The sequence below is a fragment of the Streptomyces sp. NPDC028910 genome (assembly GCF_055564955.1).
Genome location: NZ_JBVHVF010000006.1, coordinates 44,655 through 69,252, shown reverse-complemented (window position 1 = coordinate 69,252; position 24,598 = coordinate 44,655). Strand labels below are relative to the sequence as shown.

17 protein-coding genes are annotated in these 24,598 nt (G+C 69.4%); 6 read left to right on the top strand and 11 right to left on the bottom strand.

What is annotated here, in order from left to right:
• The first annotated feature begins 34 nt into the window (after positions 1-34).
• Positions 35-988 (top strand): RNA polymerase sigma factor SigJ, encoded by a 954-nt coding sequence (sigJ, locus tag ACZ4TV_RS10835; RefSeq protein WP_468132976.1) that lies wholly within the window; start codon positions 35-37, stop codon positions 986-988.
• Positions 989-1,014: 26 nt separating this feature from the next.
• Here the strand turns inward: sigJ and ACZ4TV_RS10830 are convergent, their stop codons facing one another.
• Genes ACZ4TV_RS10830 through ACZ4TV_RS10815 form a run of 4 tightly spaced genes read right to left on the bottom strand, consistent with a single transcriptional unit; the run spans position 1,015 to position 4,717 of the window.
• Positions 1,015-2,037 (bottom strand): Gfo/Idh/MocA family protein, encoded by a 1,023-nt coding sequence (locus ACZ4TV_RS10830; RefSeq protein WP_468132974.1) that lies wholly within the window; start codon positions 2,035-2,037, stop codon positions 1,015-1,017.
• Positions 2,034-3,143: a DegT/DnrJ/EryC1/StrS family aminotransferase gene (locus ACZ4TV_RS10825; protein WP_468132972.1), complete on the bottom strand. Its 1,110-nt coding sequence runs from the start codon at positions 3,141-3,143 to the stop codon at positions 2,034-2,036. The genes ACZ4TV_RS10830 and ACZ4TV_RS10825 overlap by 4 nt, the downstream gene beginning before the upstream one ends.
• A 48-nt stretch (positions 3,144-3,191) precedes the next feature.
• A complete protein-coding gene (locus tag ACZ4TV_RS10820) occupies positions 3,192-3,902 on the bottom strand; it encodes a class I SAM-dependent methyltransferase (RefSeq protein ID WP_468132970.1) in 711 nt (236 codons plus the stop codon).
• Between the two features lie 35 nt (positions 3,903-3,937).
• The gene (locus ACZ4TV_RS10815) at positions 3,938-4,717 is read right to left on the bottom strand and encodes a cyclase family protein (RefSeq protein WP_468132968.1); all 780 of its coding nucleotides are present in this window, start codon (positions 4,715-4,717) and stop codon (positions 3,938-3,940) included.
• A gap of 190 nt (positions 4,718-4,907) precedes the next feature.
• On the opposite strand from ACZ4TV_RS10815, the gene ACZ4TV_RS10810 reads away from it, so the two are divergent.
• Genes ACZ4TV_RS10810 through ACZ4TV_RS10800 form a run of 3 tightly spaced genes read left to right on the top strand, consistent with a single transcriptional unit; the run spans position 4,908 to position 7,789 of the window.
• Complete coding sequence (locus tag ACZ4TV_RS10810) at positions 4,908-5,339, top strand: nuclear transport factor 2 family protein (RefSeq protein WP_468132966.1); 432 nt, start codon at positions 4,908-4,910, stop codon at positions 5,337-5,339.
• Positions 5,326-6,258 (top strand): NAD-dependent epimerase/dehydratase family protein, encoded by a 933-nt coding sequence (locus tag ACZ4TV_RS10805; RefSeq protein WP_468132964.1) that lies wholly within the window; start codon positions 5,326-5,328, stop codon positions 6,256-6,258. Before ACZ4TV_RS10810 ends, ACZ4TV_RS10805 begins: the two co-directional genes overlap by 14 nt.
• Entirely contained in the window at positions 6,152-7,789 is a 1,638-nt protein-coding gene (locus ACZ4TV_RS10800) for a BTAD domain-containing putative transcriptional regulator (protein WP_468132962.1), read from the top strand. The genes ACZ4TV_RS10805 and ACZ4TV_RS10800 overlap by 107 nt, the downstream gene beginning before the upstream one ends.
• A gap of 96 nt (positions 7,790-7,885) precedes the next feature.
• Here the strand turns inward: ACZ4TV_RS10800 and ACZ4TV_RS10795 are convergent, their stop codons facing one another.
• The 4 genes from ACZ4TV_RS10795 to ACZ4TV_RS10780 form a co-directional block, all read right to left on the bottom strand.
• Positions 7,886-8,173 carry a hypothetical protein gene (locus ACZ4TV_RS10795; RefSeq protein WP_468132960.1) on the bottom strand — a complete coding sequence of 96 codons (288 nt, stop codon included), beginning with the start codon at positions 8,171-8,173 and terminating at the stop codon, positions 7,886-7,888.
• Entirely contained in the window at positions 8,170-15,012 is a 6,843-nt protein-coding gene (locus tag ACZ4TV_RS10790) for an HYD1 signature containing ADP-ribosyltransferase family protein (RefSeq protein WP_468132958.1), read from the bottom strand. The genes ACZ4TV_RS10795 and ACZ4TV_RS10790 overlap by 4 nt, the downstream gene beginning before the upstream one ends.
• A 183-nt stretch (positions 15,013-15,195) precedes the next feature.
• A complete protein-coding gene (locus ACZ4TV_RS10785; RefSeq protein WP_468132956.1) occupies positions 15,196-18,822 on the bottom strand; it encodes a LamG domain-containing protein in 3,627 nt (1,208 codons plus the stop codon).
• Positions 18,823-18,851: 29 nt separating this feature from the next.
• Positions 18,852-20,417, bottom strand: coding sequence for an integrin alpha (locus ACZ4TV_RS10780; RefSeq protein ID WP_468132954.1), 1,566 nt, complete (start codon positions 20,415-20,417; stop codon positions 18,852-18,854).
• A 452-nt stretch (positions 20,418-20,869) separates the two neighbouring features.
• On the opposite strand from ACZ4TV_RS10780, the gene ACZ4TV_RS10775 reads away from it, so the two are divergent.
• Entirely contained in the window at positions 20,870-21,868 is a 999-nt protein-coding gene (locus ACZ4TV_RS10775) for an AraC family transcriptional regulator (protein WP_468132952.1), read from the top strand.
• A gap of 104 nt (positions 21,869-21,972) precedes the next feature.
• Here the strand turns inward: ACZ4TV_RS10775 and ACZ4TV_RS10770 are convergent, their stop codons facing one another.
• On the bottom strand, positions 21,973-22,425 hold the full coding sequence (locus ACZ4TV_RS10770; protein ID WP_468132950.1) for a DUF2690 domain-containing protein: 453 nt from the start codon (positions 22,423-22,425) through the stop codon (positions 21,973-21,975).
• 495 nt (positions 22,426-22,920) lie between these two features.
• On the opposite strand from ACZ4TV_RS10770, the gene ACZ4TV_RS10765 reads away from it, so the two are divergent.
• Entirely contained in the window at positions 22,921-23,640 is a 720-nt protein-coding gene (locus ACZ4TV_RS10765; protein ID WP_468132948.1) for an AfsR/SARP family transcriptional regulator, read from the top strand.
• On the opposite strand, the gene ACZ4TV_RS10760 is transcribed toward ACZ4TV_RS10765, so the two are convergent.
• Entirely contained in the window at positions 23,599-23,967 is a 369-nt protein-coding gene (locus ACZ4TV_RS10760) for a hypothetical protein (RefSeq protein WP_468132946.1), read from the bottom strand. The two genes, ACZ4TV_RS10765 and ACZ4TV_RS10760, sit on opposite strands and share 42 nt — an antisense overlap.
• Positions 23,964-24,593 carry a hypothetical protein gene (locus ACZ4TV_RS10755; RefSeq protein ID WP_468132944.1) on the bottom strand — a complete coding sequence of 210 codons (630 nt, stop codon included), beginning with the start codon at positions 24,591-24,593 and terminating at the stop codon, positions 23,964-23,966. The genes ACZ4TV_RS10760 and ACZ4TV_RS10755 overlap by 4 nt, the downstream gene beginning before the upstream one ends.
• Positions 24,594-24,598: the final 5 nt, after the last annotated feature.

The following is a 24,598-nucleotide window of genomic DNA, read 5'->3' as shown; positions in this document are numbered from 1 at the left end:
AGCGGACGAGAAGAAGCAGGGAGCGGTCCCCCCGATGAGCACCCCGTCCGAACCAGGGCATGACCCGTCCGACCCGGGCCTGAGCGCGATCGTCGGCGAGCGGCGCCAGCTGATCGGTCTCGCCTACCGGCTGCTCGGTTCGCTTGCCGAGGCCGAGGACGCCGTGCAGGAGACCTGCACCCGCTGGTACGCGCTGTCGCGGCAACAGCAGGAGGCCATCGAGTCGCCCGGCGCCTGGCTGACGACGGTGGCCAGCCGCATCTGCCTGGACATGCTCGTCTCGGCGCGGGTACGGCGCGAGCGGTACGTCGGCGCATGGATACCCGAGCCGCTGCCCGACCGCGGGGAGTGGTCCGGCGGGCGAACGGGCGGCGGCCGGGCCGAGCCGGACGACCCCGCCGACCGGGTCACTCTGGACGAGTCGGTGAACATGGCCTTCCTCGTCGTCCTGGAGTCGATGACGCCGGCCGAACGCGTGGCGTTCATCCTGCACGACGTCTTCCGGTACCCCTTCGCCGAGGTCGCCGAGATCGTCGGCCGGACGCCCGCGGCCTGCCGGCAGCTGGCGTCCTCGGCCCGTCGACGTGTCGGCGCCGCGCAGGCACCGGCGGTCCCGACGGCCGGGCAGGCCGGTCTGGTACGGCGTTTCAAAGAGGCGTGGGAGGCCAAGGACATCGAGGCCCTCGTCGGCCTTCTCGACCCCGACGCCACGATGACCGCCGACGGCGGCGGCCTGGTCGGCGCTGCCCTGCGCCCGGTCGAGGGCGGCGAGCGCATCGCCCAGTACCTGATCCACATCGCTGGCAAAGCCCCTGGGCTGACGCTCCTGGAGCGGACGGTCAACGGCCGGCCCGGCCTGGTCGCCCAGCACGCCGGCATCACCGTGACCGTGGCGGCGTTCGGCCTCGCCGGCGGCCGCATCAGTCGCATCTGGGCGGTCCGCAACCCGGAGAAGCTCCGTCCGTGGACCGCGAACGGAGAGGGCTGACCGGCGCGGGGAGGGCGAGGGGCCGTTCAGCCGGTGACGATCCTGGCGACCTTCCGGACGTCCTCGACCAGCCGTGCCTGGAGAAGCGATTCCGCTTCGCCGACCGGGCCTTCCCCGCCGGAGAGGACGGCGCCGGTGAACGCGGCCAGCGCATTGCGCACCTGGTCGTCCGGGGGCATCGCCAGCTCGGTCAACCGGTCCTGCTGCTGGAGTCGGACCACCGGCTTCAGCAGCTCCGGCGGGGTGTACGCCCGCTCCACCGAGATCCGCCCTTCGCCGCCCCACAGCGCGTAGCGCGAGCGGTACGAGTGCCGGAAGCCGAACTCGAGCTGCGCCGCGACGCCGTCGGGGGCGCACAGGAGGGCCGTACCCGCCACGTCCACCCCGGTCGCGTCGTCCACCCGCAGGGTGGCCGCCAGCACTTCGGGCTCGCCGGACAGATACATCTGTGCCGTCCGCAGTGGATAGACACCGACGTCCAGCAGCGCCCCGCCGCCGAGCGAGGAGGCGTACCGGAATCCCGTGGGATCCAGCGGCGGTACCCCGAACGAACCGGACAGCACCTCCAGCTCGCCGATGGCGCCCGCGTCGACGAGCGACCGTACCCCGGCGTGCTGGGAGTGATGCAGGAACATGAAGTTCTCGGCGAGGATCCGGCGGTGCCGCCGCGCCAGCTCCATCAGCTCGGCGGCCTCCGCGTGGGTCGTGCACAGCGGCTTCTCGCACAGCACGTGCTTGCCCGCCCGCAGCGCCTCGGCCACCAGCTCGAAGTGGAGCGCGGGCGGGAGGGGGACGTACACCGCGTCGATGTCGTCCCGCTCCAGCAGCGTCCGGTAGCCCTTGACTCCGGCGCACCCGAACCGGGCCGCCGCCCGCTCCGCCTTCGCCGCGTCCCGGCTGGCCACCGCGACCAGTTCGGCCGAATCGGCCGTCGCGATGGCCGGGAGCATCCGGCGCAGCGCGATGTCCGCGCAGCCGAGCACGCCCATGCGGACCCGGCGGCGCCCGGCGCCGTCCCGCCCGGTGGGGACAGGAGGGACAGGACTCACAGCGTCGCCAGGACGTCGTGGAGTGCGCGGATCACCTTGTCCTGCACCGCCGGGTCCAGCGAGGGGTACATGGGCAGTGAGAAGATCTCGCCGGCCACCGACTCGGTGACCGGCAGGGACCCCTTGGCGTATCCGAGGTGGGCGAAGCCCGTCATGGTGTGGACCGGCCACGGGTAGCTGATGTTCAGCAGGATGTCGTAGCTCTTCAGCGCCTCGATGATGGCGTCGCGTCGTGGATGACGCACCACGTAGACGTAGTAGACGTGCTCGTTGCCCGGCGCGATCGACGGCAGCACCAGATCGGTGTCGGCGAGTCCCTCGGCGTACCTGCGCGCCACCGCACGCCGGCCCTCGACGTACGCGTCGAGCCTGCGCAGCTTGCGGCGCAGGATCTCCGCGTGCAGCTCGTCCAGGCGGCTGTTGTGCCCCGGCGTCTCGACGACGTAGTAGCGCTCCTCCATGCCGTAGTACCGCAGCCGCCGAAGACCGGCGTCCACCTTCGGGTCCGAGGTGATGACGGCGCCGCCGTCGCCGTAGGCTCCGAGCACCTTGGTGGGGTAGAAGGAGAACCCGGCCGCGGCCCCCCACGTACCGGCGAGCCGTCCGTCCCGGCGGGCGCCGTGGGCCTGCGCGCAGTCCTCGAAGACCAGCAGGCCGTGCTCGTCCGCCACGGCCCGCAACGCCGTCATGTCCACGCACTGGCCGTACAGATGCACCGGGAGCAGACACGTGGTGCGCGCGGTGACGGCGGCGGACACCTGCTCGGTGTCCATGAGGTACGTGTCGGGGTGGACGTCGACGAAGACGGGCGTCGCCCCCACGGAGTCGATGGCGACCACGGTCGGCGCCGCGGTGTTCGAGACCGTGATCACCTCGTCGCCGGGACCCACACCGATCGCCTGGAGCCCCAGCTTGATCGCGTTGGTGCCGTTGTCGACGCCCACGGCGTGCCCGACCCCGTGGTAGGCGGCGAACTCCTCCTCGAAGCCGCGTCCGCTGGCGCCGAGCACGAGCTGTCCGGACCGGAGCACGGTCTCGATCGCGTCGTGGATGTCGTCCTGCTCGTTCTCGTACTCGCGCAGGTAGTCCCATACGTAAGTGGTCATGGCTGAGTCACTGTCTCCGCTCGTCTCCGGCACGCGCCTGGCTGGGTCCTACTGCCGTACACCGACGAACAGACCGCGGCCGGTCGGGTCGCCGGGGAGGAATGCGACGGTGCACCCCGCGTCGGTGAACGCCCCGAGGTACTCCTCCTTGGTGAAGAGGGTGAGGACGTCGACCTCGGTGAACTCCCTGATGCCGTCGCGGTCGCCGACCAGGAACCGCACCTCCATCCTGGTCGCGCGGCCCTGGAGGGTCGAGTGCGAGATACGGGCCACGGTACGGCCGTTCTCCCGGCCGAGGTCACCGGCGACGTAGCCCTCGACATGGTCCTCGGGGAACCACCACGGCTCGATGACGAGCACACCACCGGGGCGCAGGTGCCGGGCCATCGACCGCACCGCGTCCCGCATGTCGGACACGCTGCCCAGGTAGCCGATGGCGCAGAACATGCACACGACCGCGTCGAAGGTGCGGCCGAGGTCGAAGGCGCGCATGTCGCCGGGGTGCACCGTCACCTCCGGCAGCCGCTGACGGGCCAGCTCCCGCATGGGCTCCGCGATCTCCAGGCCCTCGGTGTGCCCGAACAGCGTCCCGAAGGTCTCCAGATGGGCCCCGGTGCCGCACGCCACGTCGAGCAGGGCATCCGCGTCCGGACACCGCGACCGCACCAGTTCCGTCACGTAGGCGGCCTCGGACGGCCAGTCCTTGCCTCGGCTGCGGTAGAAGATCTCGTAGACCTCCGCCAGCTCCTGTCCGTACATCCGCTCTCCTGTCGGTGTCGCTCGAAGGGGCCCGGTCACTCGTCGACCATGGCGACCGCCCTGGTCCAGCCCGCGCCGGCGCCCGCGATCTTCACGGGGAAGCACACGACGGTGAACCCGTACGGCGCGGGCAGCGCGTCGAGGTTCGCCAGGCGCTCGATCTGGCAGTACTCCCGGTCGCGGCCGGCGAAGTGGGCCGGCCACAGCACGGAACGGTCACCCGTGCGCCGGTACCGTTCGATGATGTCGGTGAACGGGGCGTCCAGGCTGAACGCGTCCGTCCCGACCACCCGCACCCCCAGGTCCAGCAGCAGGTGCACGGCCGGTCCGTCCAGCCCGGCGAACTCGGTGAAGTACTCCGGGGTGCCCGCCCGCGCCGAAGCACCGGTGTGCAGCAGGACGATGTCCATCGGAGCCGGGGTGCGGCCGATCCGCTCGAACTCCTTCTCCAGTCGCTCCGCGCCGACGACACCGGTCGGCGCATCGGTGAGGTCGAGCACGATCCCCGGGTTGCAGAACCACTCCAGCGGCATCCGGTCGATGTGCTTCGGTATGCCGTCGCCGTACCCGGCGCGGGAGCCGTAGTGGGACGGCGCGTCGACGTGCGTGCCGGTGTGCGAGGTCAGGGTGATCCGATCGAGCGACAGGAACTCTCCGCCGGGCAGCTCGTCCGGATCGAAGTCGAGCCCGAAGTGCGTGCGCATCTCCGTGCTCATGTGCTCCGCCCCCTGACGAGGGGTCAGCACCTCGTGCACCACGGGATCCGGTTCGTGGGCCGTGGCATCCACCGCCGATGACAGGTCGATCAACCGCACACGGACCTCCTCCGTACGAACCGCTCGCGCCGACGAGCCAGATCGTGCTCCGCCCGAACGGAGAAGCGCTCAAGCCTCGCTCGGCTCCGGCGCGTCGCGTTCGAGCCGATGTCGAAGGGCGTCGGGAATCGTTCGCGGGTGCCGCCCGTTCGGACCCGAACGGGACTAGCGTGAGGAGGACGCGGTGGCAATGCCGATGGGAACCTCGTCGTCGGTCGAGTCCCTCTATGCCGAAGTGCAACAGTTCTACGCCCACCACATGCATCTGCTGGACGCCGGGGACGGCGAGGGCTGGGCGCTGACCTTCACCGAGGGCGGATCCTTCGCGCCGCCCTCGCTGCCGGAACCGGTCGTCGGCCGGGCCGCCCTGGCCACGGGCGTCCACAAGGCCGCAGCGGAGCTGGCCGAGGCCGGCGAGGTGCACCGGCATCTGCTCAGCATGGTGTCGGTCCAGCCGCGCGAGGACGGTGCGCTGAGCGTCCGTTCGTACGCGCAGATCACCGCCACGCCCCGGGGCGGCAGCCCCAGGCTCCACCTGATGTGCGTGTGCGACGACGTGCTGGTGCGGGTGGACGGCGAACTGAAGGTGCGCGAACGCCGGGTCACACGTGACGACCGGTGACGCGAGCCGGCCCGGCACGGTCGTCGTGCTGGGCGCGAGCGGCAGCATCGGACGACAGGTGAGCGCGGTGTTCTCGCGCGCGGGACACGAGGTGCTGGGCGTGGCCCGGCGGCCCGCTCCGCACACCGCCGGCCACCCCTTCCTCGCGCTGGACGTGGCATCGGCGGATCCCCGGGAGATCGCCGAACTCCTCGCCTCGCGGAACGCGCAGGTCGTGGTCAATGCCACCGGCGGATGGGCCGTGACCGAGGAGGCGATGCAGCACGCCCATGTGCGGCTGGTGGACCGTGTGCTCGCAGGCCTCGCCGCGCTGCCCGCGCGCCCGCGCTTCGTCCACGTCGGCAGCATCCACGAGTACGGGTTCGTAGCGCCCGGTACCGCCATCGACGAGTCGGTGGCGCCGGATCCGAGCACCCCGTACGCCCGTACGAAACTGGCCGGCTCGCAGGCCGTGCTGGAGGCGGCCCGCGCCGGGGACGTCGACGGGGTCGTGCTGCGCGCGGTCAATGTGTGCGGGCCCCACCCGTCGGAGGCGAGCTTCCTGGGCACCGTGCTGCACCGGCTGCGCGCGGTGACGCCGGGCGCGCGGCTGGACCTGATGATCGCGGATGCCGCACGCGACTACATCGACGTACGCGACGTCGCCTCGGCGGTCCTGCGGGCCGCCGACGCGGGGGCCTGCGGCACGGTGTTCAACATCGGGCGCGGGGAGACGCCGACGATGCGCGAGCTGGTGACGACCCTGGTCGAGGTGGCCGGATTCCCGCCCGGGACGATCAGGGAGACCGGCGGGCCGGTGGAGAGCAAGGGCGGTGGTTGGACCAAGGCCGACATCCACCGGGCGGAACGGGTGTTGGGCTGGCGCCCGGTCATCGCTCTGCCCGACTCCCTGCGCGACATGTGGGAGGCCGCGGTCTGAGTCCGCGGCCCGCCCCAACGCCCGGACAGGGCCTGGGCGGCGAGCGCAGCGACTGGAGGAGTCCCGGGAGCGCGCCCTCGACCTGCGGATCGAGGCCGATCTCCAGCTGGGTCGCCATCAGGAGCTGATCAGCGAGCTGAAGTCGCTCGTCCTCAGTCGCCCGCTGCACGAGAACGTGCACGCCTCGCTGATGATCGCGCTGCACCGCTCCGGGCGGCGTCACGAGGCATTGGAGGTCTATCAAGTACTGCGGCGCAGCATGATCGACAACCTCGGTCTCGAACCGGGCAAGGAGCTCCGGGCGCTGCACCAGGCGCTGTTGTCGGAGGCCGCGGTGGGTGTGCCGTACGAGCGCCAACAGCAGCCCGTCCTGATCGAGCACCGGCAGGCCGCGGCCACGCCTCGCGAAGCCGGGAAGACGGCGGTGACCGCTGTCTCCCGCCCCGCTGCTGCCCTGAGCGGCATCCCCGCTCCTGCACAACTCCCCCCGGACATCGCCGACTTCACCGGACAGGAGTCCATCGTCGGCCAGGCCCCGGCCGTCCTGGCCCGGGGCGGGGAGCGCACCCCGCCCCGCACGGCCACCGCCGTCGCGGTCATCAGCGGCATGCCGGGGGTGGGGAAGAGCGCGCTCGCGGTGCACATGTCCCACACCATCCGGCCGTTCTTCGAGGACGGCCAGCTCTACGCGGATCTGCGCGGCTCCATCGGCGAGGGCCCGGACCCCGCGGAAGTGGTCCATGGATTCCTGCGGGCCCTGGGGATCGCGGAATCCGAGATCCCCGCCGACCTGGAGGAACGGTCCAAACTGTTCCGGTCCACCACGGTCGGCCGGCGCCTGCTGATACTCCTGGACGACGTGTCGTCGCTGGCGGACGTACGCTCGTTGCTCCCGGGCGATCCGCAGTGCTCCGTCGTCATCACGAGCCGCAGGCGCCTGCACGGCCTGGGCGGTGCCTGGAACATCAACCTCGACGCCATGGACACGGCGGAGGGCAGGGAGCTGCTCTCGCGCATCATCGGATCGGCCCGGGTCAAGCGCGAGCGGCTCGCCGCCAACCAGCTGATGGAGACGGTCGGTGGTCTTCCTCTGGCGGTGCGGTGCATCGGGGGGCGCCTCAGCGGCAGTCCCGGGCTCTCGTTATCAGGCTTAGCCCTGCAACTGACCTGTTCCGAGAAGCTGCTGGACGAACTCCGTCTGGGAGAACTCGACGTACGCTCCCGGTACGACCTCAGCTACGAGGGGCTCGGACGCGTGGAGCAGAGCGTCTTCCGGTTGCTGAGCATCCTGCCGCCGAGGCAGTTCACCGCCGAGTCCGTCGTCGAACTCCTCGGCAGCGACAGCCGGAGCGTGGAGCGCCTGCTCCAGCTCTTCGTCGACAGCCACCTCATCAACATCGTCCGGTGGGAGAACGACGGGGCCCACTACGCGTTCCCCGAACTGACCCGGGTGTACGCCCGCGAACGGCTGCTGGACACCCTGTCGCGTGATGACCTGACCGCCATCTGGCCAGACCACCACCGGTGCTGACACGGTCGCCTTGCGCGGTTCCAGAGCCCGACACGGGTGGCGACCACAACGGCCCGGGGCTCAGAGCCCCGGGCCGTCGGTCATTCAGATGGTGGTTCAGTCAGTGTAGAAGTAAGCCTCCTCGGCGATCTCATCTACTGCGTCCGCACCCAACTGCTCTTCCAGGGCCATGCAGATGACATGCCGAAGCCTGGCCAAGCGACCCAGTACCTTGCGATCCACCACGTAGTCGCAAAGGATCTCGGGGTCCTTACCTCCGGTGCCGATGCGCGAGAGGATCCTGTCCAGCGAGACGACATACTCATTGAGATCTCGGGTCGCTTCAATCGCATCAGCCAGGGAGATTTCTACCGCTCCCTTTCGTGCCTCGGTCTCATCGGTCATCGTACGATCTTCACATTCTTCACTGCCACATCTCCCACCACAGTCCACTCCCAGAAACCATGCTTCTTGTTGTACTCCTTGGTGATCCGACTTGCCGGTACGTCGAATTCCAGCACCTTGTTTCCACGGCCACGACCGATGACAAGCTTGCTCTCCGCGTCATGCGGAGACATCGGCTTTCCCTTCGCCGGGAGAAGGAAGACCTTGCCCTGGTCACGGGACCGGAGCATTTGCGACTCCATGATGCCCCTCGCGCCGGCGCTGTTCGTATAGTGCCGCATCCGGACCGTGGGGCAATTGTGCACAAGCAGCGGCGTGGAGTCCGCGAGCACGTAGTACGCGTGTATGCCCTCGACGGTGAGGTCGTGAGTCTGCTGACGCTCGGCGAAGAAGCGCAGGGCGTCGAGCGGCACCGTGCCGCCCTCCGGGGTGCGGAGGAGCATGCCGGGCTTCAGCTCGCCGGCCTCGATGAAGCGGCCTTCGTTCTCCACCCAGAACGGGTGTGTGACGGTCGTGACGAGCGAGGCTTGGGCCGCGGGGGTCTTGATGGTGAGGTCGACGAAGTCCTTGTCGTCCTGCGTCACGATCGTGCCCACGACCGCACGCGTGACCGTCTCGCCCGTCGAGGGGTCCGTCGTCGCGATCTCGTCGCCGAGTTCGACGTCCTCTATGTTTTCGGTGGTGCCGTCGGCCAGCAATACCTGGGTGCCCGGCAGGAAGCTATGGCACTCGGTATCGTCGTCATCCTCCTTTTCCTTCTTCCTCTTGTTGGCCTTTTCGAGGCTGTCGTTTGCCTTGTCCAGATCCTTCTTCGTCTTGTCGATCTTCTTGATGGACTTGACCAGGTCCGGCAGCAGACTGAGCGCCTTCATGACCTTCGGCATGTTGAGCAGAAACTTGGCTGCGCCTCCGATGAAGTTGGAGCCGATTTCAAAGGCGGCCTTCATGCAGGTGCCCACCGTCGGGTTCGCCTTGCAGTCCATCACCGCGTCGATGCCGGTGATGTCCTTGATCACCTCGATGATCTTCTCGGCGACCTCGGTGACGACATCGTTGGCCGACTGGTGGTTCTGCTCGGCGACATGAACCTGCTGTTCGGCCTCGGACGAGCCCTTGTTCCGGCCGCCCCCCTTCGGCTTGTCGCCGCCGGAGTCGCAGGAGCCGGTCATCCAGCAAGGCTGGGTGGCGCAGCTGTTGTTGGATCCTGCTCCGTCCTTGCACGGGAGGAGTCCGGACGGGTCGGAGAGGGTGACCGGTGAGTTGTTCGCGTACGCGTACCCGTTCATCTGCTGCGCGTCGGTGAAGTCGATCAGGGGGTCGCCCGAGATGAACTTGCCGAGGAGCGGGTCGTATTCGCGCGCGCCGAGATGGGTGAGACCGGTCGACGCGTCGATGGTGCCGCCGACGAAGCCCTTCTCGCCGGGCCATGCCCCTTCCGCCGGCTGCGTCCCGCGCGGGTTGCCGTACGGGTCGCTGCGACGGGTGGTCACCGCCCCCGTCACGGCGTCGATGGCGAGGTCGCCGGTGCCGTGGTGGTCGGAGGCGAGGAAGGAGACCTTGCTGTCGTCGGTGCGTACCGCGACGGTCTGGCCCCCGTAGGTGTAGTAGCGCGTCGCCGCCGCCTTCGCCGCTCCGGGCGCCAGGCTCAGCTCCATGCCGGGGAGGTAGATGGTGGTGCCGCTGGAGTCCTTGCGCTGGACGCGCTCGCCGCTGGGACCGTAGAGGAAGGTGGTTTCCGACGCTTCGTTCTTGTCCGGGGTGGTGACGTCGTCCGGCTTGCCGTACCTCGTCAGTTCGTGGGTGCTGCTCCAGGCGAGGTCGTGGGTGACACCGCCCTCGGTGCGCTTGATCATCCGGCCTGCGGCGTCGTAGTCGTAGGACGACTCCCGAGCACCCGTCGGGGTGTTCGCCAGTACCTTGGTGACGCCGTGCGGTCCGGCCGCGCCCTCGCCGTAGAGGAACGTACGGGTGACGTCCTTCGAGGCGTCGAGGCCGATGTCGTGGGAGGTGTCCTCCGTCCGGTTTCCGATGGCGTCCGTCTTGTACGACGTCCAGTACGGGGAGGGTCCGCCCAGTGCCCGGGTCCCGGGAGCCGCGTCACAGGCGGACGGGGCCGAGCCGGATACCGGTGCGACGGTGCCGACGGTTCCGGCGCCCTTCGAGGTGAGGGTGTCGGCGGCCGGAGTCCAGCCGGCGGACAGGCGCTGCTTGCCGTCGTAGGCGAAGCACTGCACATCCGTGGTAGCGGCCGTGGCCGTGTCCGCGACGGACAGGACGTTGCCCGCCTGGTCGTACGAGTAGTTGGCGCGCTTCGCGGGGCCCGTCGTGGATCCGGCCACGTCGACCAGCGACTGGATGAGCCGCTTGGTGCCCGTCTCGTACTGGAAGGTCTCCCACACCTTCTTCGTGCCCGTCGTGAGCTCCAGCTGCTGAAGCTCACTGAGCGGGGACCAGGAGGTGTTGGTGACGTAGCTGGTCGTGCCCGTCATCGACACGGGCCGCTGCATCTCGTCGTAGGCGAACTCCAGCGTCTCGGCGGGAAGGTTGCCGACAGCGGGCATGCTGCTGGTGTCCATGCTGCCGTCGAGGTTGTACGTGCTGGTGAACAGGTACGTCCCCGCCAGTCCCACGCCCTGCGACTGGGGAACCGAGTAGGCGGTCTTCAGGGGCCGGTAGGAGTCGTCGACGAGCTGGATCACCGAGGCGAAGTACTCGGTGCTGTTGACGTAGCGCAGTGAGGCGTACGCCGTGCCGAGCATGCCGGCCCGGTCGTACCGCGTTTCCGTGAGCTTCCTGCCCTCGGCCACGGTGCCGTCATAGGTGAAGGTCGGCCTGCCCAGACCGTCGTACGTGGTGGACACGGTCTGCTGCGTCGACGCGTGCGTGGTCGAGATGAGCCGGTCGGCCTCGTCGTAGGCCATGTGCGAGGTACCCAGGTCCGGGTCGACGCTCGTGGTCTGCCTGCCGCGCTGGTCGTACGAGGACGACCAGGTGTTGCCCGCGGAGTCGGTCACCACGTGCAGCGCACCGGCGGGGGTGTACGTGTACTTCGTCGAGGTGTACGGCGTACCCGGCTCCGTGAGCACCGGCACGTTGCCGCTGTACTGGCGGAGTTCGGTCAGCCGCCCCGCGGAGTCGGTCAGCGAGGTCGTGGCCAGACCGCCCTTGGGCTTCGTAACGTGAGTCCGATCGCCCGCGTACTGGGTCGTGGTGCGCCACTGCTCCGCCCCGCCGACCGCGAAGATGTCCGCCGTCGTGCGGCCCATGTCGTCGTACTCGGTGAGGTGCTGGGCACCGACATCGCCGTTGCGCACGAGCAGCAGCTGATCGGAGGGTGCTCCGGCCGCGAAGTACGTCTCGTACGCCGTCTTCACCTTGCCGCGGCTGTCGTAGAAGAGGTCCGCGACCAGGCGGTTGCCGCCCGGGCCCTCGGACTGCTTCTGACGCGAGCGGAGCAGGCTGTCGTACAGCGTGTACTCGACGCCGTAGGTTCCGTCGTTCTCGATCTTCTCCGTCTTGATCGCGAGCGGGGCGTCCGTCCTGACCAGGTACGTGTTCTTCGTCGTCGGGGTCTCGGTGGCCTTGCTCCGTCCCGGATGCCACACCGAGGCGACACGGCCCAGGCCGTCGAACGTGAGGTCCGAGCGCTTGCCGTTCGGATCGGTCTGGCCCCGGGCCTGGCCCCAGGCCGGCTCGTAGTCGGTGACCGTCGCGTGGGTGAGCGCGTTGACCTCCCTGAGGGACGTCGTCAGGCCGTTGGTCTCGGTGTAGGTGGTGGTGGTCTTGCCGTCCCCGGGGGTCGTGGCGGTCAGCACCCGCCCGAAGCCGTCATGCGTGTAGGCGGCTGTCTGCTGGTAGGTGGCGGTGGTGCCGTCGTGCGAGACGAGGCGTTCGCTGGAACTGACCAGACCGCGGGTCGGGGCAGCGCCGTAGGCGAGCGAGTCGTAGAGCTTGCGGTCGTCCGAAAGGACCTGCGTCTTGCGGTCCGGCGTCACCGAACAGCCGACCGAGACCTGTTCGGTCCGCTTGACCCGGCCCAGGAAGTTCTTCCCGGCGGCCGTGTTGTCCGCGTACCACGTGCGGGTGCACGTGTCGTCCTTGGCCGCTGCCGCGATGTCGGCGGCCGGAGCGGTGGCGGGAACGACCCAGCCCGAATCGTCGACCTGGGTGACGCGGCCGGTGCCGGTCGCGGTGTCGAAGCTGCTCTTGGAGCGGGTCTCGCGCCACCCGCCGGAAGCCAGCGCCGTGAATCCGCGGATGGTCTCCGTCCGGACCAGGGTCGCCTTCGTCGTGGCCCAGCTCTTCGTCTGGGTGGCGGTGTCGTGCTTCCACGGAGTGTTGACGACCTTGCTGGCGATCGCGCCACGGTCGTACGAGGCGGCTTCGAGCTCAAAGCCGACGTAGTCCTCGTCGTCCGTGTACTCGACGCCCGTGGAGTCGGTGACCTTGGCCGAGCGGGTCCCGCCCGCGGGGAGCTTGTCCCCGTTCAGCCCCTGGAAGTACGTGTAGTCCACGCGCGAGCGCTGGAGTTCGTGGGAACCGCTGGTGACGGTCACCTTCCCGTACCCCTGCCAGTCGCCCCAGGTCAGGAACTTGTCCGGGGTGATGCCGTCGGGCTTGGAATGACGCCAGCCGGCAGGCCCCTGGTAGGTGTAGCGGGTGGTCATGTTGTCGCCGCCACCGGTGCGGTCGACCTCGGTGATCTCCGCGACGACGTACTTGTGGAACCAGTCGTCGATCGGGTCGAGGGACCCGGGAGGCGCCCACTTGACCGGGTAGCAGCGCTTGACGGACTCACCCGGCGCGGGCAGAGCGGTCGCGACGCAATCGGTGGGAGCGAAGTTCACGTTGAGCTGGGCGCCCGTCTCGCTCACCACCGTGACGAGGCGGAAGCGGTGGAACGGCGCGATGTTGTCGCCGGTCTTGTCGACACGGTTCGCGAACTGCATGCCGTACAGCTCCAGCGACGGAAGCTTCGCGACCGTTCCCACCCGGCCCTCGTGGTTGATCTTCGAGAGCCAGAGGGTCTTCGAGTCGTCACCGTTGTCGGTGAACAGGTGGGTGAACAGCCAGGCGTCGACATCCTGGTAGAGGGTGGCGTCCTTGCGCATCTGCGTGACGACGGAGGTCAGCCGCTTGGTGGTGAAGAACGTCGCCGAGATCTGGTCGGCCTGGCACTTCGTGGCTGCCTTGCACTCACGGTCGACCGGGGTGTCCGGCCAGTGCGCGGCGTTGGCCGTCGTGCGCTTGGTCTCGGCGCAGTCGAACGCCGCGTCGGGGAGGCAGCGCTCGGCCACGTTGAACACGACGCGCGCCGGGGCCTTGGTGGTGTAGACGGCGTTGTCGCGCTGACCGTAGTCGATCCGCTTCAGGTGGCCGCCGCGGTCGTACGCCGTGCCGTTGACGTCCGTCTTGCCGTTCAGCGCGTAGTGGTTGGTCTCCTTCGCGTAGAAGAAGGACATCACATTGCCGTGCGGATCCTTGACGTGGTCGAGGTTCCACCGCCAGGCCTGCTTGCAGTGCGCGCTGGTGAAGGTCGCGTTGTAGCAGGGCTCGCCGGAGTCGTCGCCGAAGACCGGGGTGGTCCAGACGGAGCCCGTCTCCTCGTTTCCGGTGGCCCAGCCGGGCAGCCGGTTCAGTCCGAAGGAGTACTCGGTGCCGTCGGCGGTCGTGATCTTCCACGATTCGCCGTCGTTGTCACCGTTGGTCGCCCCCGTGGACCGCTCGGCCTTCGAGCCGTCCGCGCCGGTCAGCTTCCACTGGCCGGTCGTGTCGTCCTTGATGATCTGGGACGCGTTGCCGCCCAGCATGATGGTGGCGTTGTCGTACGCCCAGCACTGCTCGGCCGAACCGTCGTGGCCGTCCTCGGTGCAGGGCTTGTACTGGCGCTCGATGTAGCCCGGTTCGTAGCCGAAGCCCTCGCCGATCCAGGAGCCCTGGTTGTTCGTGGCGGAGGTCCGGCCGTCGATCGACTGGGAGTGGTACGACAGGCTCACGGACGGTGCGAGTGAGCCCGGAACCGGCACCGACCGCATCGGGTACGACCAGGAGAATCCGCCCGTGGACTTCGCGACGCTCCAACTGGCCGACGGCGCGAGGTTCGTGGCGCCGAAGTTGCCCTGCGAGGAGGAACTGCCCGCGGACAGCGCGACGAGCGAGGTGCTCTGCGTGGACATCGCCGACATGCCGGCCGTCGTCGGTTCGGCGGTGACCTCGGCGCTCGCGGTACGGGACGTGGTGTCGTTCACCGTCGGGAGCGGACGCGGCAGCTCGGGACAGGCCGCGCTGCCCGGGTCGGCGAACGCCGCACAGGCCGGGAGCTGGACCAGGCGCAGCCGGGACGCGTAGTCCCCGCCGAAGCCTTCGGCGAAGGACGCGTAGTCGACGTTGAGCCGGACCGTGGCTCCCTTGGTGCCCTGGTCCGCGCGGTGGACACGCAGAAGCGCGCCGGCCCCGAGACGGGCCGCCCGCTTCGGGTCGACGACATCGACCTTCACCTGAGCGGGGCCGGGCTCCCTCGTGTACGGGATACCGGAGCCGCCGGGCTTGGCGGACGGCGCCGGGGAAGCGGCCGGGGCGGCCGCGACGCTGACCGGCAGACCGCCGATCTTCACCTCGGCCGGGTTCTTGGCCCCTTCCGGGGACACCGGTACGTCGGCGCTGCCGCGGCCGGGCCAGGACGTCTTGCCGAGTTGTTTCACGGCCGCCTTGCGGGCGGCGTCCGCGGGCCGGCCCTTGGCCTTGGCCTTGGACCCCTTGACGGGATCGCCGACGTCCTGGACGCCGGGCCGGCCGCTGCCCTTGGCGGACTCGGCGGCTTGGACGGTCGAAGCGGACATGGCCAGGCTGAGACCGATGACGATCAGACCGACCGACCGTCTGGATATGCGCCGATTCAGTGATCGGCCGCGTTGAGACATCTGTGCACTCCGCGATGAAGGAGGTGATGAGCGGGAAAGGGGCAGAAAAGGCCCGGGTGTGCCGGTCCCGCGAACGGAGCCGGCACACCCGGGGACTGCCGTTTACAGGTCAGGAAGTCCGATCAGGCCGGACATCTGACGGATGGCACCCGGGTCGGCCGCACCCGAGTAGACGCGGACCTCGTCGATGGCACCGGCGAAGTACTCCTTGTCGACTCCCAGGGCCGAACGGCCCACCTGGAGGCCGCCGGTGGCGGGCCACAGGGTGGTGTCGGCGCCGTGCGCCTTGGAGACGAGGTCACCGTTGACGTACAGCTTGATCTGATTGGCCACGGCGTCGTAGACCACGGCCAGGTGCTGGCCGGGATTGGTCGCGTCGGCCGTCTCCACATCGTTGGTGAAGATCTTCACCGGCGCGGTGGCCGTGTCGGAGCCGGCCACCGCCAGTTCCCACTGCTGGGTGGTGGCCTGGTAGCGGACCTGAAGGCGGTTCGCCGCCGTGCCGGGCAGTGAGAAGACGGTCTGCGACCTGGTCGAGCCCGTCGAGGAGAGCTGGGCTCGCGCCGACAGGGTGAAGCTTCCCGAACCGGTCACCGGCGCGGTCGCGCTCGTCGCGTAGTCGCCGTCGCCGTCCAGCACGAGGTGGCCCCGGTCCACGAGCCCGGGCTCGTCGAACGCCGCGTCCGCCTGGTAGTACAGCCGGGCGTTTCCGGCGAGCGTCAGTCCCTGGCCGCCGCCCGTCGCCGGGGAGACCCCGTCGGTCGCCGACTCCAGCTGCCAGTAGGCCTTGCGGGCGGGCTTGACCGTCGTGAGCTCGGCGACCTGTGCCGCGCTGATCACGCGCTCGAAGACGCGCACCTCGGCGATGTCGCCGGCGAAGTTGTCCCGGTAACCGCTTCGCGCGGTGGAACGGCCGATCTGCATCGGGCCGTAGGACTGCCACGCCGTGGCGCGCGTGCCCTTGCCCTTCTCGTCCTTGTTGACGTAGAGGCGCATCTCGGTGGTGTGGGCGTCGTAGACGCCCGTCAACAGGACCCACTCGTTCGGGATGACGGTGAGCGGCTGGCCGTCGGAGTTCTTGGCCAGGACCTTCCACTCACCGAGCGACTCCACGTCCGTGACCGGAGCCGAGAAGGCCCAGGTCTTGGCGACCGCGTCGTAGCCGAGGCTGAAGCCCGGCTCGCCGGAGCCGTCCTGGCTGATCACCGTCATATCGCGGTTGAGGGAGTCGGTTCGGACCCAGGCGCTGACGCTGAAGCCCTTCTCGGTGTCCAGCACCGGGCTGCCGACGGCGAGGTAGGCCTCTGCCGTGCCGTCCAGGCGGGCGGCGGAGTCCACCTTGCCGCCCGGCCCCTCCACACCGAAGGTGACGCCGTTTCCGACATTGGCCGGGTAGTCCTCGCCCTCTTCGTGCGCTTCTTTCGTACCGGGCGCGTCGCCCAGGTTCCACTGGGCGACGGCCGGAGTGCCTTCGGTGACCAGGAAGTCGTAGTAGTTCGGGGCGCTGGAGTGCCCGGCCTTGTCGATCGCGGACACCTGGACGTACTTGCGGCCGGGGCTCGTGGGCGCCCACTGCACGATGGCCGGGCCACCGGGGCTGATCGCGTCGACCTCCACCGGCACCGAGCCCTTGAACGTGTACCTGTACTTCACGACATCCGCGTCAGCCACCGTGTCGTTGGGGTTGGGGGAGAAGGTGAAGCTGCCGTACATGCCGACCCCGTGGTGGGGCTTGTCGTCGTTGCGGTACTGGAAGGAGCCCACCTTCGGCTTTCCGGGCCACGTCTTGTCGTACATGAACTCGCAGCGCTGCGGTGTCTCTCCGGCGGAGCTCCAAGGTCCCGGGCCGCTACGGTCGTGCGCCCGGGCCTGCCAGTAGATGACCGTGTTCTCCGGGATCGTGGAGCGCACGGTGTGGGCGAACTTCGTCTGGGAAGTGGGCGCCAGGAACCCGGTCTCGTGCGTGTAGGACTGCGGCGTGCCGTCCGTGGGACTCGTCCACTCCACCTTGAACTCGACCTTCACCTGGTCGGTCCGGCCGTTGCCGTGGTCCGGGTCGCTCGCGATGACCTGCAGGCGCGGCGGGGTCTCCGAGTACTCGCGGGCGGCTCCCCAGACACAGGGACCGTTGTCCGTGAACATGTCGCTCGTCTTGATCTGGCGCGGCAGGTTGTTGTAGCTGACCGACAGGTACGCGTTGCCGCAGACCCGCTTCCAGCCGGCCACCGAGCTCTCGTCACCGGCCCGCAGACCCAGGGTCATCGAGCTCCAGCCGTCGGCGGCGGCCGTCTTGATCTCGGAGGTCAGTTCCCCCGAGTCGCCGCCCTCGAAATGGAGGTTGGCCTGGCTGGAGCACGAGGTCGGCTGGATCTTCGTATCGACGGTCTGGAGGTAGTCCGTCCAACTCGCCTCGGTGTTCGACCAGTTGCTGCTGGACGTGATCTTGTAGTCCTTGCCGCCGACCCGGTACAGCTTGATCGGCTCGGCCGTCGCGTCCGCCCAGTACACGTGCTCCACGCGCGCGCTGAACGTGGCGCTCAGGATCTGCTTCCCCTTGTAGAAGGAGAGCGGCATCGTGTACATCGTCCGGCGCACACCGACCCCGTTGCAGGACACGGGGTGGTAGTCGATCGGGCACTTACCGACGCCGGCGCTGCCGGAGTACTGCCATTCCGCGGTGGTCGGCTTTCCGTCCATGACGGCGGTCCACGCCGAGCGGCCGGTGGTCTTCTGGATCGGGTCGATGACCACGGGGAAGACCGTGTCCGGGCTCTTGAGCAGCTTCTGGTCGGGGACCAGGGTCAGACGGTCCTTGGCCACCTCGATGCCGAGGGCGGCGGTCTTGCCGCCACCGCCCGGGCCCTGGAGCGCGGCCTCCGGAGCGGTCTGCGGTGCGGCCGGAGCGCCGGCCGTCGCCGCGGACAGAGCCTTGGCCACCGCCTTCGGGCCCTGCTTGCGGGCCGAGGCCTCCTTGACCGCGGCGGAGTCCCACATGGTCGGCTGACCGGCTTGGAAGACGATGCCGCCCACCGCGCTGTCCTCGGCGGTCACGGCGCCGGTGGCGTCCTCCTTCAGGGCGAGGCCCTCGGTCTTGAGACCGAGGTCGAGGCGGGCCAGCTGGGGATTGGCGGCCGCCTGCGGGGTCTTGACGATCAGCAGATGACCGAAGCCGTTCGCTTCCGCGCGCACCTTGAGGTCCACGCCGGGCAGCGCCTCGGCGTACGTCGCCGTGTCACCTTCGACCACGGGCTCGGGCAGCTTCCCGTAGGGCCAGACCAGTGCCATCTCACGGTTGGCGCGCCGCATGGAGACGAACGGCTTGCCGGCCTCGCCCTTGGAGAACGTCAGCCCGACGGTGGCCGCCTTGGGCCTCCAGCTGCCGTCCGCGTTCTTGACCAGGTTCTTGTCGATGTCGACCCACTTGCCCGCCTGGACGGTGCGGATCGGCTCGGTGTACTCGCGGGCCGTGAAGGTTCCGTCCGGCGCCGCGAAGACCTCGCGCTGGTCGGTCCGCTTGCCGATTACCTCGACGCTCTTGCCGCTCTTCTTGGCGGCGGTGAGCGCCTGCTCCTCGGTCTGTACGGGCTCGGTCGAGGCGACGGGCGCCTGGTCCGCCTCGTCGCCGGACCGCGGCTGCGGTCCGGCGATCCCGGTCGCCAGTACGGCGCCCGCCGCCACGGCCGCGATCGAGGCGCGCAGCACCACGCCGCGCCGGATGTGTCTGGACACGCGTCCACTCTCCATGTCGTTCATCGCGGTCATCGGACCGTCGCGCCGAAGGCGGTGCCGGTGGCCGGGAGGCCGCCTTCACCGGGCTTCCAGGTCTGGGTGGGGGCTCGGGATTCCACGGACCAGGGGAAGCCGTAGACCGCGCGTCCCTCCACCGGGCCGAACGGCATACCGACGTAGAGGGCCGACTGGGAGGCGGCAAGGCTCAGCCCGGCGAACTGCCGGGGGGCCGCCGGCGAGGGGATGCCGTCGCCGGGCTGGAGGTAGGTGTCGTTGGAGCCGGGCTCCCCGATGAGCGGGAGGATCTGCACGAGGCCCCGGTCCCGGAACTCGTCCGTGCTGTCCTCGCCGGGTACACCGACCGCGACCCGGGTGGTGTTCGCCGTACTCACGGTGTTGGGTGAGGTGTTGACCGCGACGACGCGCTGACCGAAGTAGTCGCCCGCCTCGGCCGCACCCCCTACACCGGCCGTGTCCTGGTCGGCCCAGGCCGTCTCCGTGACGGCCCCGGTGGCGGCGACCCGGAAGACCTGGATGGCACCCGCGTCGACGGTCGTCGAGAGGTCCTCGCCGGGGATGCCGACCACCAGCAGGGATTCGTTGGTCACCGTCGCGCCGAAAGAGGGCCGGTACGGGACCATGGCGATCGACGTGCCGAAGAGATCCCCGGTCTCCGACGCTCCCTGGATGTCCGCACTGTCCTGGTCGACGCCGGTGAGCGGCTTGGGCGATCCGGACACCAGCGTGTGGCTGAAGACGCCCACGCCACCCGCCTGCACCTTGGTACCGATGGCTTCGCCCGGAGTACCGACGGCGAAATGGGTCGGCGAAGCGGCCAGGGACGCGCCGTAACGGTCGTCGGCCTCCGCCTCACCGGGAACGGCTCCGGCCGTATCGGTGTCCTGATGAACGCCCGCGACGGTCTGGGCCGTGCCGTGGATGTAGAAGAAGCTGCCGGCCTGGGCGCGGGTGCCGATCGCCTCCCCGGGGTTCCCGACGAGCAGGTACGGCGTTCCGGCCGAGGTCTTGCCGGCGGCCACCGCGTAGCCGGTCCAGTCACCGGCCTCCAGGGAACCGCCCAGCGAGTAACCACTGCCCTGGCGGTGCTCCTTGGGCGCCTTGACCGCGCCGAGCCCGCTCGGGGAGCCGTAGACGACCAGGACCCGGCCGCTGTCGACGGTGGTTCCGAGGTCTTCGTAGGGGGAGCCGATCGCGAGATCGCTGCAGCCGTCGAGGTCGGCGTCATAGGAGGCGAGGGCGAAGCCGTACTGGTCGCCGGCCTCGGAGGCCCCCGAGTTGGAGGCCTCCTGGGTCAGGTCGAGCACGCCCTTGCCGCCGCCGTAGACGATGTGGACGACTCCGGCTTTGGCCGCGCCGTTGACGGTCGCCTCGGGGTCCGCGATGGCGATGTCACGGACGCCGTCACCGTTGAAGTCGGACTCCGTGCCGGAACAGGCCGCGGCCGCCGCGGACGAAACCAGAGGCGTGACTCCTGACGCCACGGTGAACAGGCAGGCCGTCACGGAGACGGCCATCGCCCCCCGGACGAGTTGGTGCGGGCCCGCGCTTCTGGGCGCGGAGAGTGGGTTCTTCACTGTCTGGATCCATCTCCATTGTTCTCAGGACGCCGGGCAGCGGCCGTCAACGGGTGTGGAGTGATCCGGAGAATGACGCGCACACGGCCGGAGGGACCCGGACACACACGCGCAGAAAGCGCCAGGTGCGCCGACCCATCTCCCTGTCACTGAGCTCCACTCGTGACAGCCGCATGAAGCGAATCTGAACTGTGCCTTGATCATCCGAGTCGGACACGGTCCAACAGCCGTCTTCGTGCCGGCTGGTGATCTCGGAGGGGGTTCGAGCGTTCGGGCAGACCACAGCTTCGCCCGGCCCGAGCCCTGCGACTATCCACTCTTGGCGGAATAGTGGACACCATTCTGGATAGTCAGGAGAGGCCCTCGTGGGTATCGGCCCGGCGACGGTTGGTGCTCGGACAACCGGACAGGTAGATTCCGAACTCCATCCGGGATCAGCAGACGGTGAGGCCATGTCTGACATCAGGGCAGTCAGCTTGGACGAGGCAGAGCCGGGCCTGCTCTTCCGGGGGAACGACGTCGAGGAGCTGCACGACCTGATCAGCACACGGTTCGCGCCGAACCGGATGTCGGTCCTGGACGACCACCGGCTCGACGGCCGCTTCCGCTGTGCGCATGAAGGGGAGCTCGGGCTGTACGAACTCGGCTACGGCGCTGAGGTCGATGTCGCGCCCGGGGCGCCACTGGACTTCTACAACATCCACATCCCGCTCAGCGGCCACGGCGCGGTCACAGTGAACGGCAGAACGCTCTCCTCCCCGCTCAGCATCGCGGGACCGGGACAGAGGCTGTCGATGCGCTGGAACCGGGAGAGCGTGAACCGGATCCTGATCATTCCGCGCCCCGTACTCGACCAGGCCCTTGCCGTACGGCTCGGTGACCTGCCCGAGCGGCCCTTGGACTTCGTCCCCGTCCTCGACGACCGCACGGACGCGGTGAGGGTCTGGCTGAGTCTCGTGGAGCAGTTCGCCGCGTTCGCCGACTCCGGCCTGGCCGCCCGATCACCCCTGGCGGTACGGAACTTCGAGCGCCTCCTGGTGGACGCCCTGCTGGACGCCCAGCCCCACGGGCTCAGCGATACGGTGGCGGGCGGCGGCCCCGCCGCCCTGCCCAGCGCGGTACGCCGCGCGGCGCGCTTCTGCGCCGAAAACGCCCACGAACCCGTATCGGTGGCCGAGATGGCGTCGGCCGCCCAGGTGAGCGTGCGCAGCCTGAGGGAGGGCTTCCGTACCCACCTCGCCAAGACCCCGCTGGCCTACCTGCGCGGTGTGCGCCTGGATCTCGCGCGCCGTGACCTTCTCGCCGTAGCGGACGGCGACGCCTGCGAGACCGTCACCGACGTGGCCCTGCGCTGGGGGTTCACCCATCTGGGCCGGTTCACCGGCCATTACCGCGACGCCTACGGCGAGACCCCTTCACAGACGGTACGCGGTGCGCGCGGCGACCGCTGAGACCAGCTGTGGCGGTCGCAGACGGCCGGGGGCAGAGGTGGAACGCAGGACGAGGTCACAGCCCGGAGGGGCTGTGACCTCGTTTCCTTGGCCAGGGGCCTGGCCTACCAGTAGCCGCTGCAGTCGATCTTGCCCGTGCCGGTGTCCTTGATGCAGACGCGGTAGTAGTAGCCGCTGCCGCCCAGCATGTTGGACCAGTCCGTGCCCGGGTCGGGGAACTTGACCGAGAGGCTGCGCACGAGCGGGCCGGCGTATCCGTCGTGCTTCTCGATGTAGCCGTACTTGTCCCACCAGTTGTTGGGGCCGGCGGGATCGGTGACGCGGACCCAGGCCGCCTGACACTTGGGCGACCAGCGCAGCTCGGCCTTGAGGCTGCCGTCGGCGTAGGCGGTCTGCTTGGTGACGGCGTCGGTGTCGCAGCCCTGGGACACGGGGCCGAGGTTGTCACAGCCGGCGCCGGTGCAGCCGGCCGCGTAAGAGGTTCCCGACAGCGGTATGAGAGCCATCGTCATGGCGGCGGCCGATACCGTCGCCATCTTCGCGAGAACACGCTTCATGGGTGGTGGAACCTCCTATGAGAACTCGTCTTCGCCCCGCTCGTGGAGGCCGAAGTGGATCATGGTCGATAGTCCTGTGCGCGTCAACAGTGGATGGGCCGCGTGCTTCTCGACTGTCTCCGGATTCCGTGGCGGAGGCCATGCACGGAGCGTGAACGGTCGAGCTGACCGCGGCGGGCTGCCGGCCGCCGGTGCGGGCGGGACGTTCCGAGAACGGTCCGAATCGTGCTTCGCCATGAGCCTGGACCCCAACGGCCACGGCCCTGATACTTCCGTTACGTCAGCTGGTGGTCGTTCGTTTACTGTTCGTGTTCGATGCTGGACGGACGAGTCGTGGTGTGCTGGGTCCGGGGAGTTGTTCACCTGCTCCTGCCACCGGCTTACCGGGTGGAGCCGCGGGTCGAAGGGTCACACCGCAAACTCGTGCACATGCACATTGTCTAGGCCGCGACGGACTCCTCTTAACGGGTGCCCGGCGGCGGAGGGGTCTGCATAGTGCCTGAGACGGATCTGAGCGCCTTTCGGCTCACATTGCTCGGCATGTTCCGGCTGGCCGGGGTCCAGGGGGATGTCCGGCTACCGGGCACGGTCCAGCGCATCGTAGCGTTCCTTGCCCTTCGCGGGCGGTCCGGCCGGAGCCGGCTGGCCGGTGCGTTGTGGCCCGACCAGAGTGAAGGGCAAGCCCTCGGTAACCTGCGCACTGCTGTCTGGCGGGCGAACCGCACCCTTCCCGGGCTGGTGCTCAGTGAGCCGCGCGCGCTCTGGCTGAGCCCTGAGGTCCAAGTCGACGCGCAACGGATGACGACCATAGCCCACGCGACCCTTTCCGGATCCGGTCCGGGCCGTGACCCGATCGAGCTGCTCGGGTTGGATGGCGAACTGCTGCCGGACTGGGAGGACGACTGGCTCGTCGTCGATCGCGAGCGGCTGCTCCAGTTGCGCCTGCACGTTCTGGAGGCGTTGGCGGAACGGCTCGCGGTCGAGGGAGCGTACGGGCTGGCGATGGAAGCGGCGATCGCCGCGCGCCGTGGGGACGAGCTGCGTGAGAGCGCCCACCGGGCGGTGATCAAGGTGCATGTGGCCGAGGGGAACGCAGGGCTGGCCGAGCAGGCGTACCAGCGTTGCCGCGCCGTCCTGCGCCGGGAGCTCGGCATGAGACCCTCGGCCGAGACCTCAGCGCTGGTCGCCTCGGTCCGGCGGTCCGTCCTGGGCTGAGCCCGCGTCACGCACGCGCGCGGTCGCGGCGCGGAGCTCGGCGGCCACCTGAGCGGCGAAGGTCTCGCTCGGCGTGGTCGCCCCGTCGAACCGGGCGAGCAGCCGGACTCGGCGCCGCTCGGCGTCCGCGCGGACGGCGGGATCGTCGGAGACGACACCCGCCGCGATCTCGAGGCACGCGCGCGTCGCGGAGGCAACTGCCGCGACGAGCCCGGCCGGGTCGGCGAGCAGCTCGGTGGGAGGCCGTCCGGTCCGCTCGGCCAGCCACGACACACCCGGCCCGTAGCCGGGCTTCCGCTGACCGCCTTCGTCGGGAACCGCGTTCATCGGGTGCCTTCGGCAAAAAGCCCGTCCACGTTCCCGGTCTCGATCGCGCAGGTCACCTGCCCGGCCGTGACCATGGGGTGCCCCGCCTCCGGCGCCCTCGACCTCCCCAGCCCGGTCCATGCCGCGCGCAACCCTCGATCGTCGCGGTAGACCACCGCTGGCAAGCCGGCCGCATGCAGGCCCGTGCACAGCTGCCAGGTCTCCTCGTCGTCCACCCGGACCGCCGGCGCGGCGGACGCCCAGGCGTACGCCGAGAGGTGCAGCGGGTTGCCCCGCAGATCGGCCGTTTGCAGCGACGCGATGCCGGGCAGCGGCCCTGGGTCGGTGATCCGGTTGCAGCGGAGGGAGACCACGGTCAGTGGCAGTCCGTGCACCCAGGTCAGGTCGGACAGCGTGGAGTACTCGACGGCGATCACCTCGAGCTTGCGTAGAGTCGAGAGTCCGGACCAGTCGTCGAGATCGCAGCCGATGAGCGACAGGGTCCGCAGGGCCGTGAACTCCTCGATGCCGGCCAGGCCCCGCGCGTGCCGGACGACGAGGTCGACCACCTCGCCCGGCTCCGTATCCGCCGACAGCTCGCCGATCGCGGTCAGATCGGCGATCGCCGAGCGCAGCGCCTCGTCCATGGATC

Excerpts from the sequence above, each read along its gene's own strand:
- sigJ (WP_468132976.1), top strand. The coding sequence starts at position 35 with ATGAGCACCCCGTCCGAACCAGGGCATGACCCGTCCGACCCGGGCCTG.
- ACZ4TV_RS10825 (WP_468132972.1), bottom strand. The coding sequence starts at position 3,143 with ATGACCACTTACGTATGGGACTACCTGCGCGAGTACGAGAACGAGCAG.
- ACZ4TV_RS10820 (WP_468132970.1), bottom strand. The coding sequence starts at position 3,902 with ATGTACGGACAGGAGCTGGCGGAGGTCTACGAGATCTTCTACCGCAGC.
- ACZ4TV_RS10810 (WP_468132966.1), top strand. The coding sequence starts at position 4,908 with ATGCCGATGGGAACCTCGTCGTCGGTCGAGTCCCTCTATGCCGAAGTG.
- ACZ4TV_RS10795 (WP_468132960.1), bottom strand. The coding sequence starts at position 8,173 with ATGACCGATGAGACCGAGGCACGAAAGGGAGCGGTAGAAATCTCCCTG.
- ACZ4TV_RS10790 (WP_468132958.1), bottom strand. The coding sequence starts at position 15,012 with ATGTCCGCTTCGACCGTCCAAGCCGCCGAGTCCGCCAAGGGCAGCGGC.
- ACZ4TV_RS10775 (WP_468132952.1), top strand. The coding sequence starts at position 20,870 with ATGTCTGACATCAGGGCAGTCAGCTTGGACGAGGCAGAGCCGGGCCTG.
- ACZ4TV_RS10770 (WP_468132950.1), bottom strand. The coding sequence starts at position 22,425 with ATGAAGCGTGTTCTCGCGAAGATGGCGACGGTATCGGCCGCCGCCATG.
- ACZ4TV_RS10760 (WP_468132946.1), bottom strand. The coding sequence starts at position 23,967 with ATGAACGCGGTTCCCGACGAAGGCGGTCAGCGGAAGCCCGGCTACGGG.
- ACZ4TV_RS10755 (WP_468132944.1), bottom strand. The coding sequence starts at position 24,593 with ATGGACGAGGCGCTGCGCTCGGCGATCGCCGATCTGACCGCGATCGGC.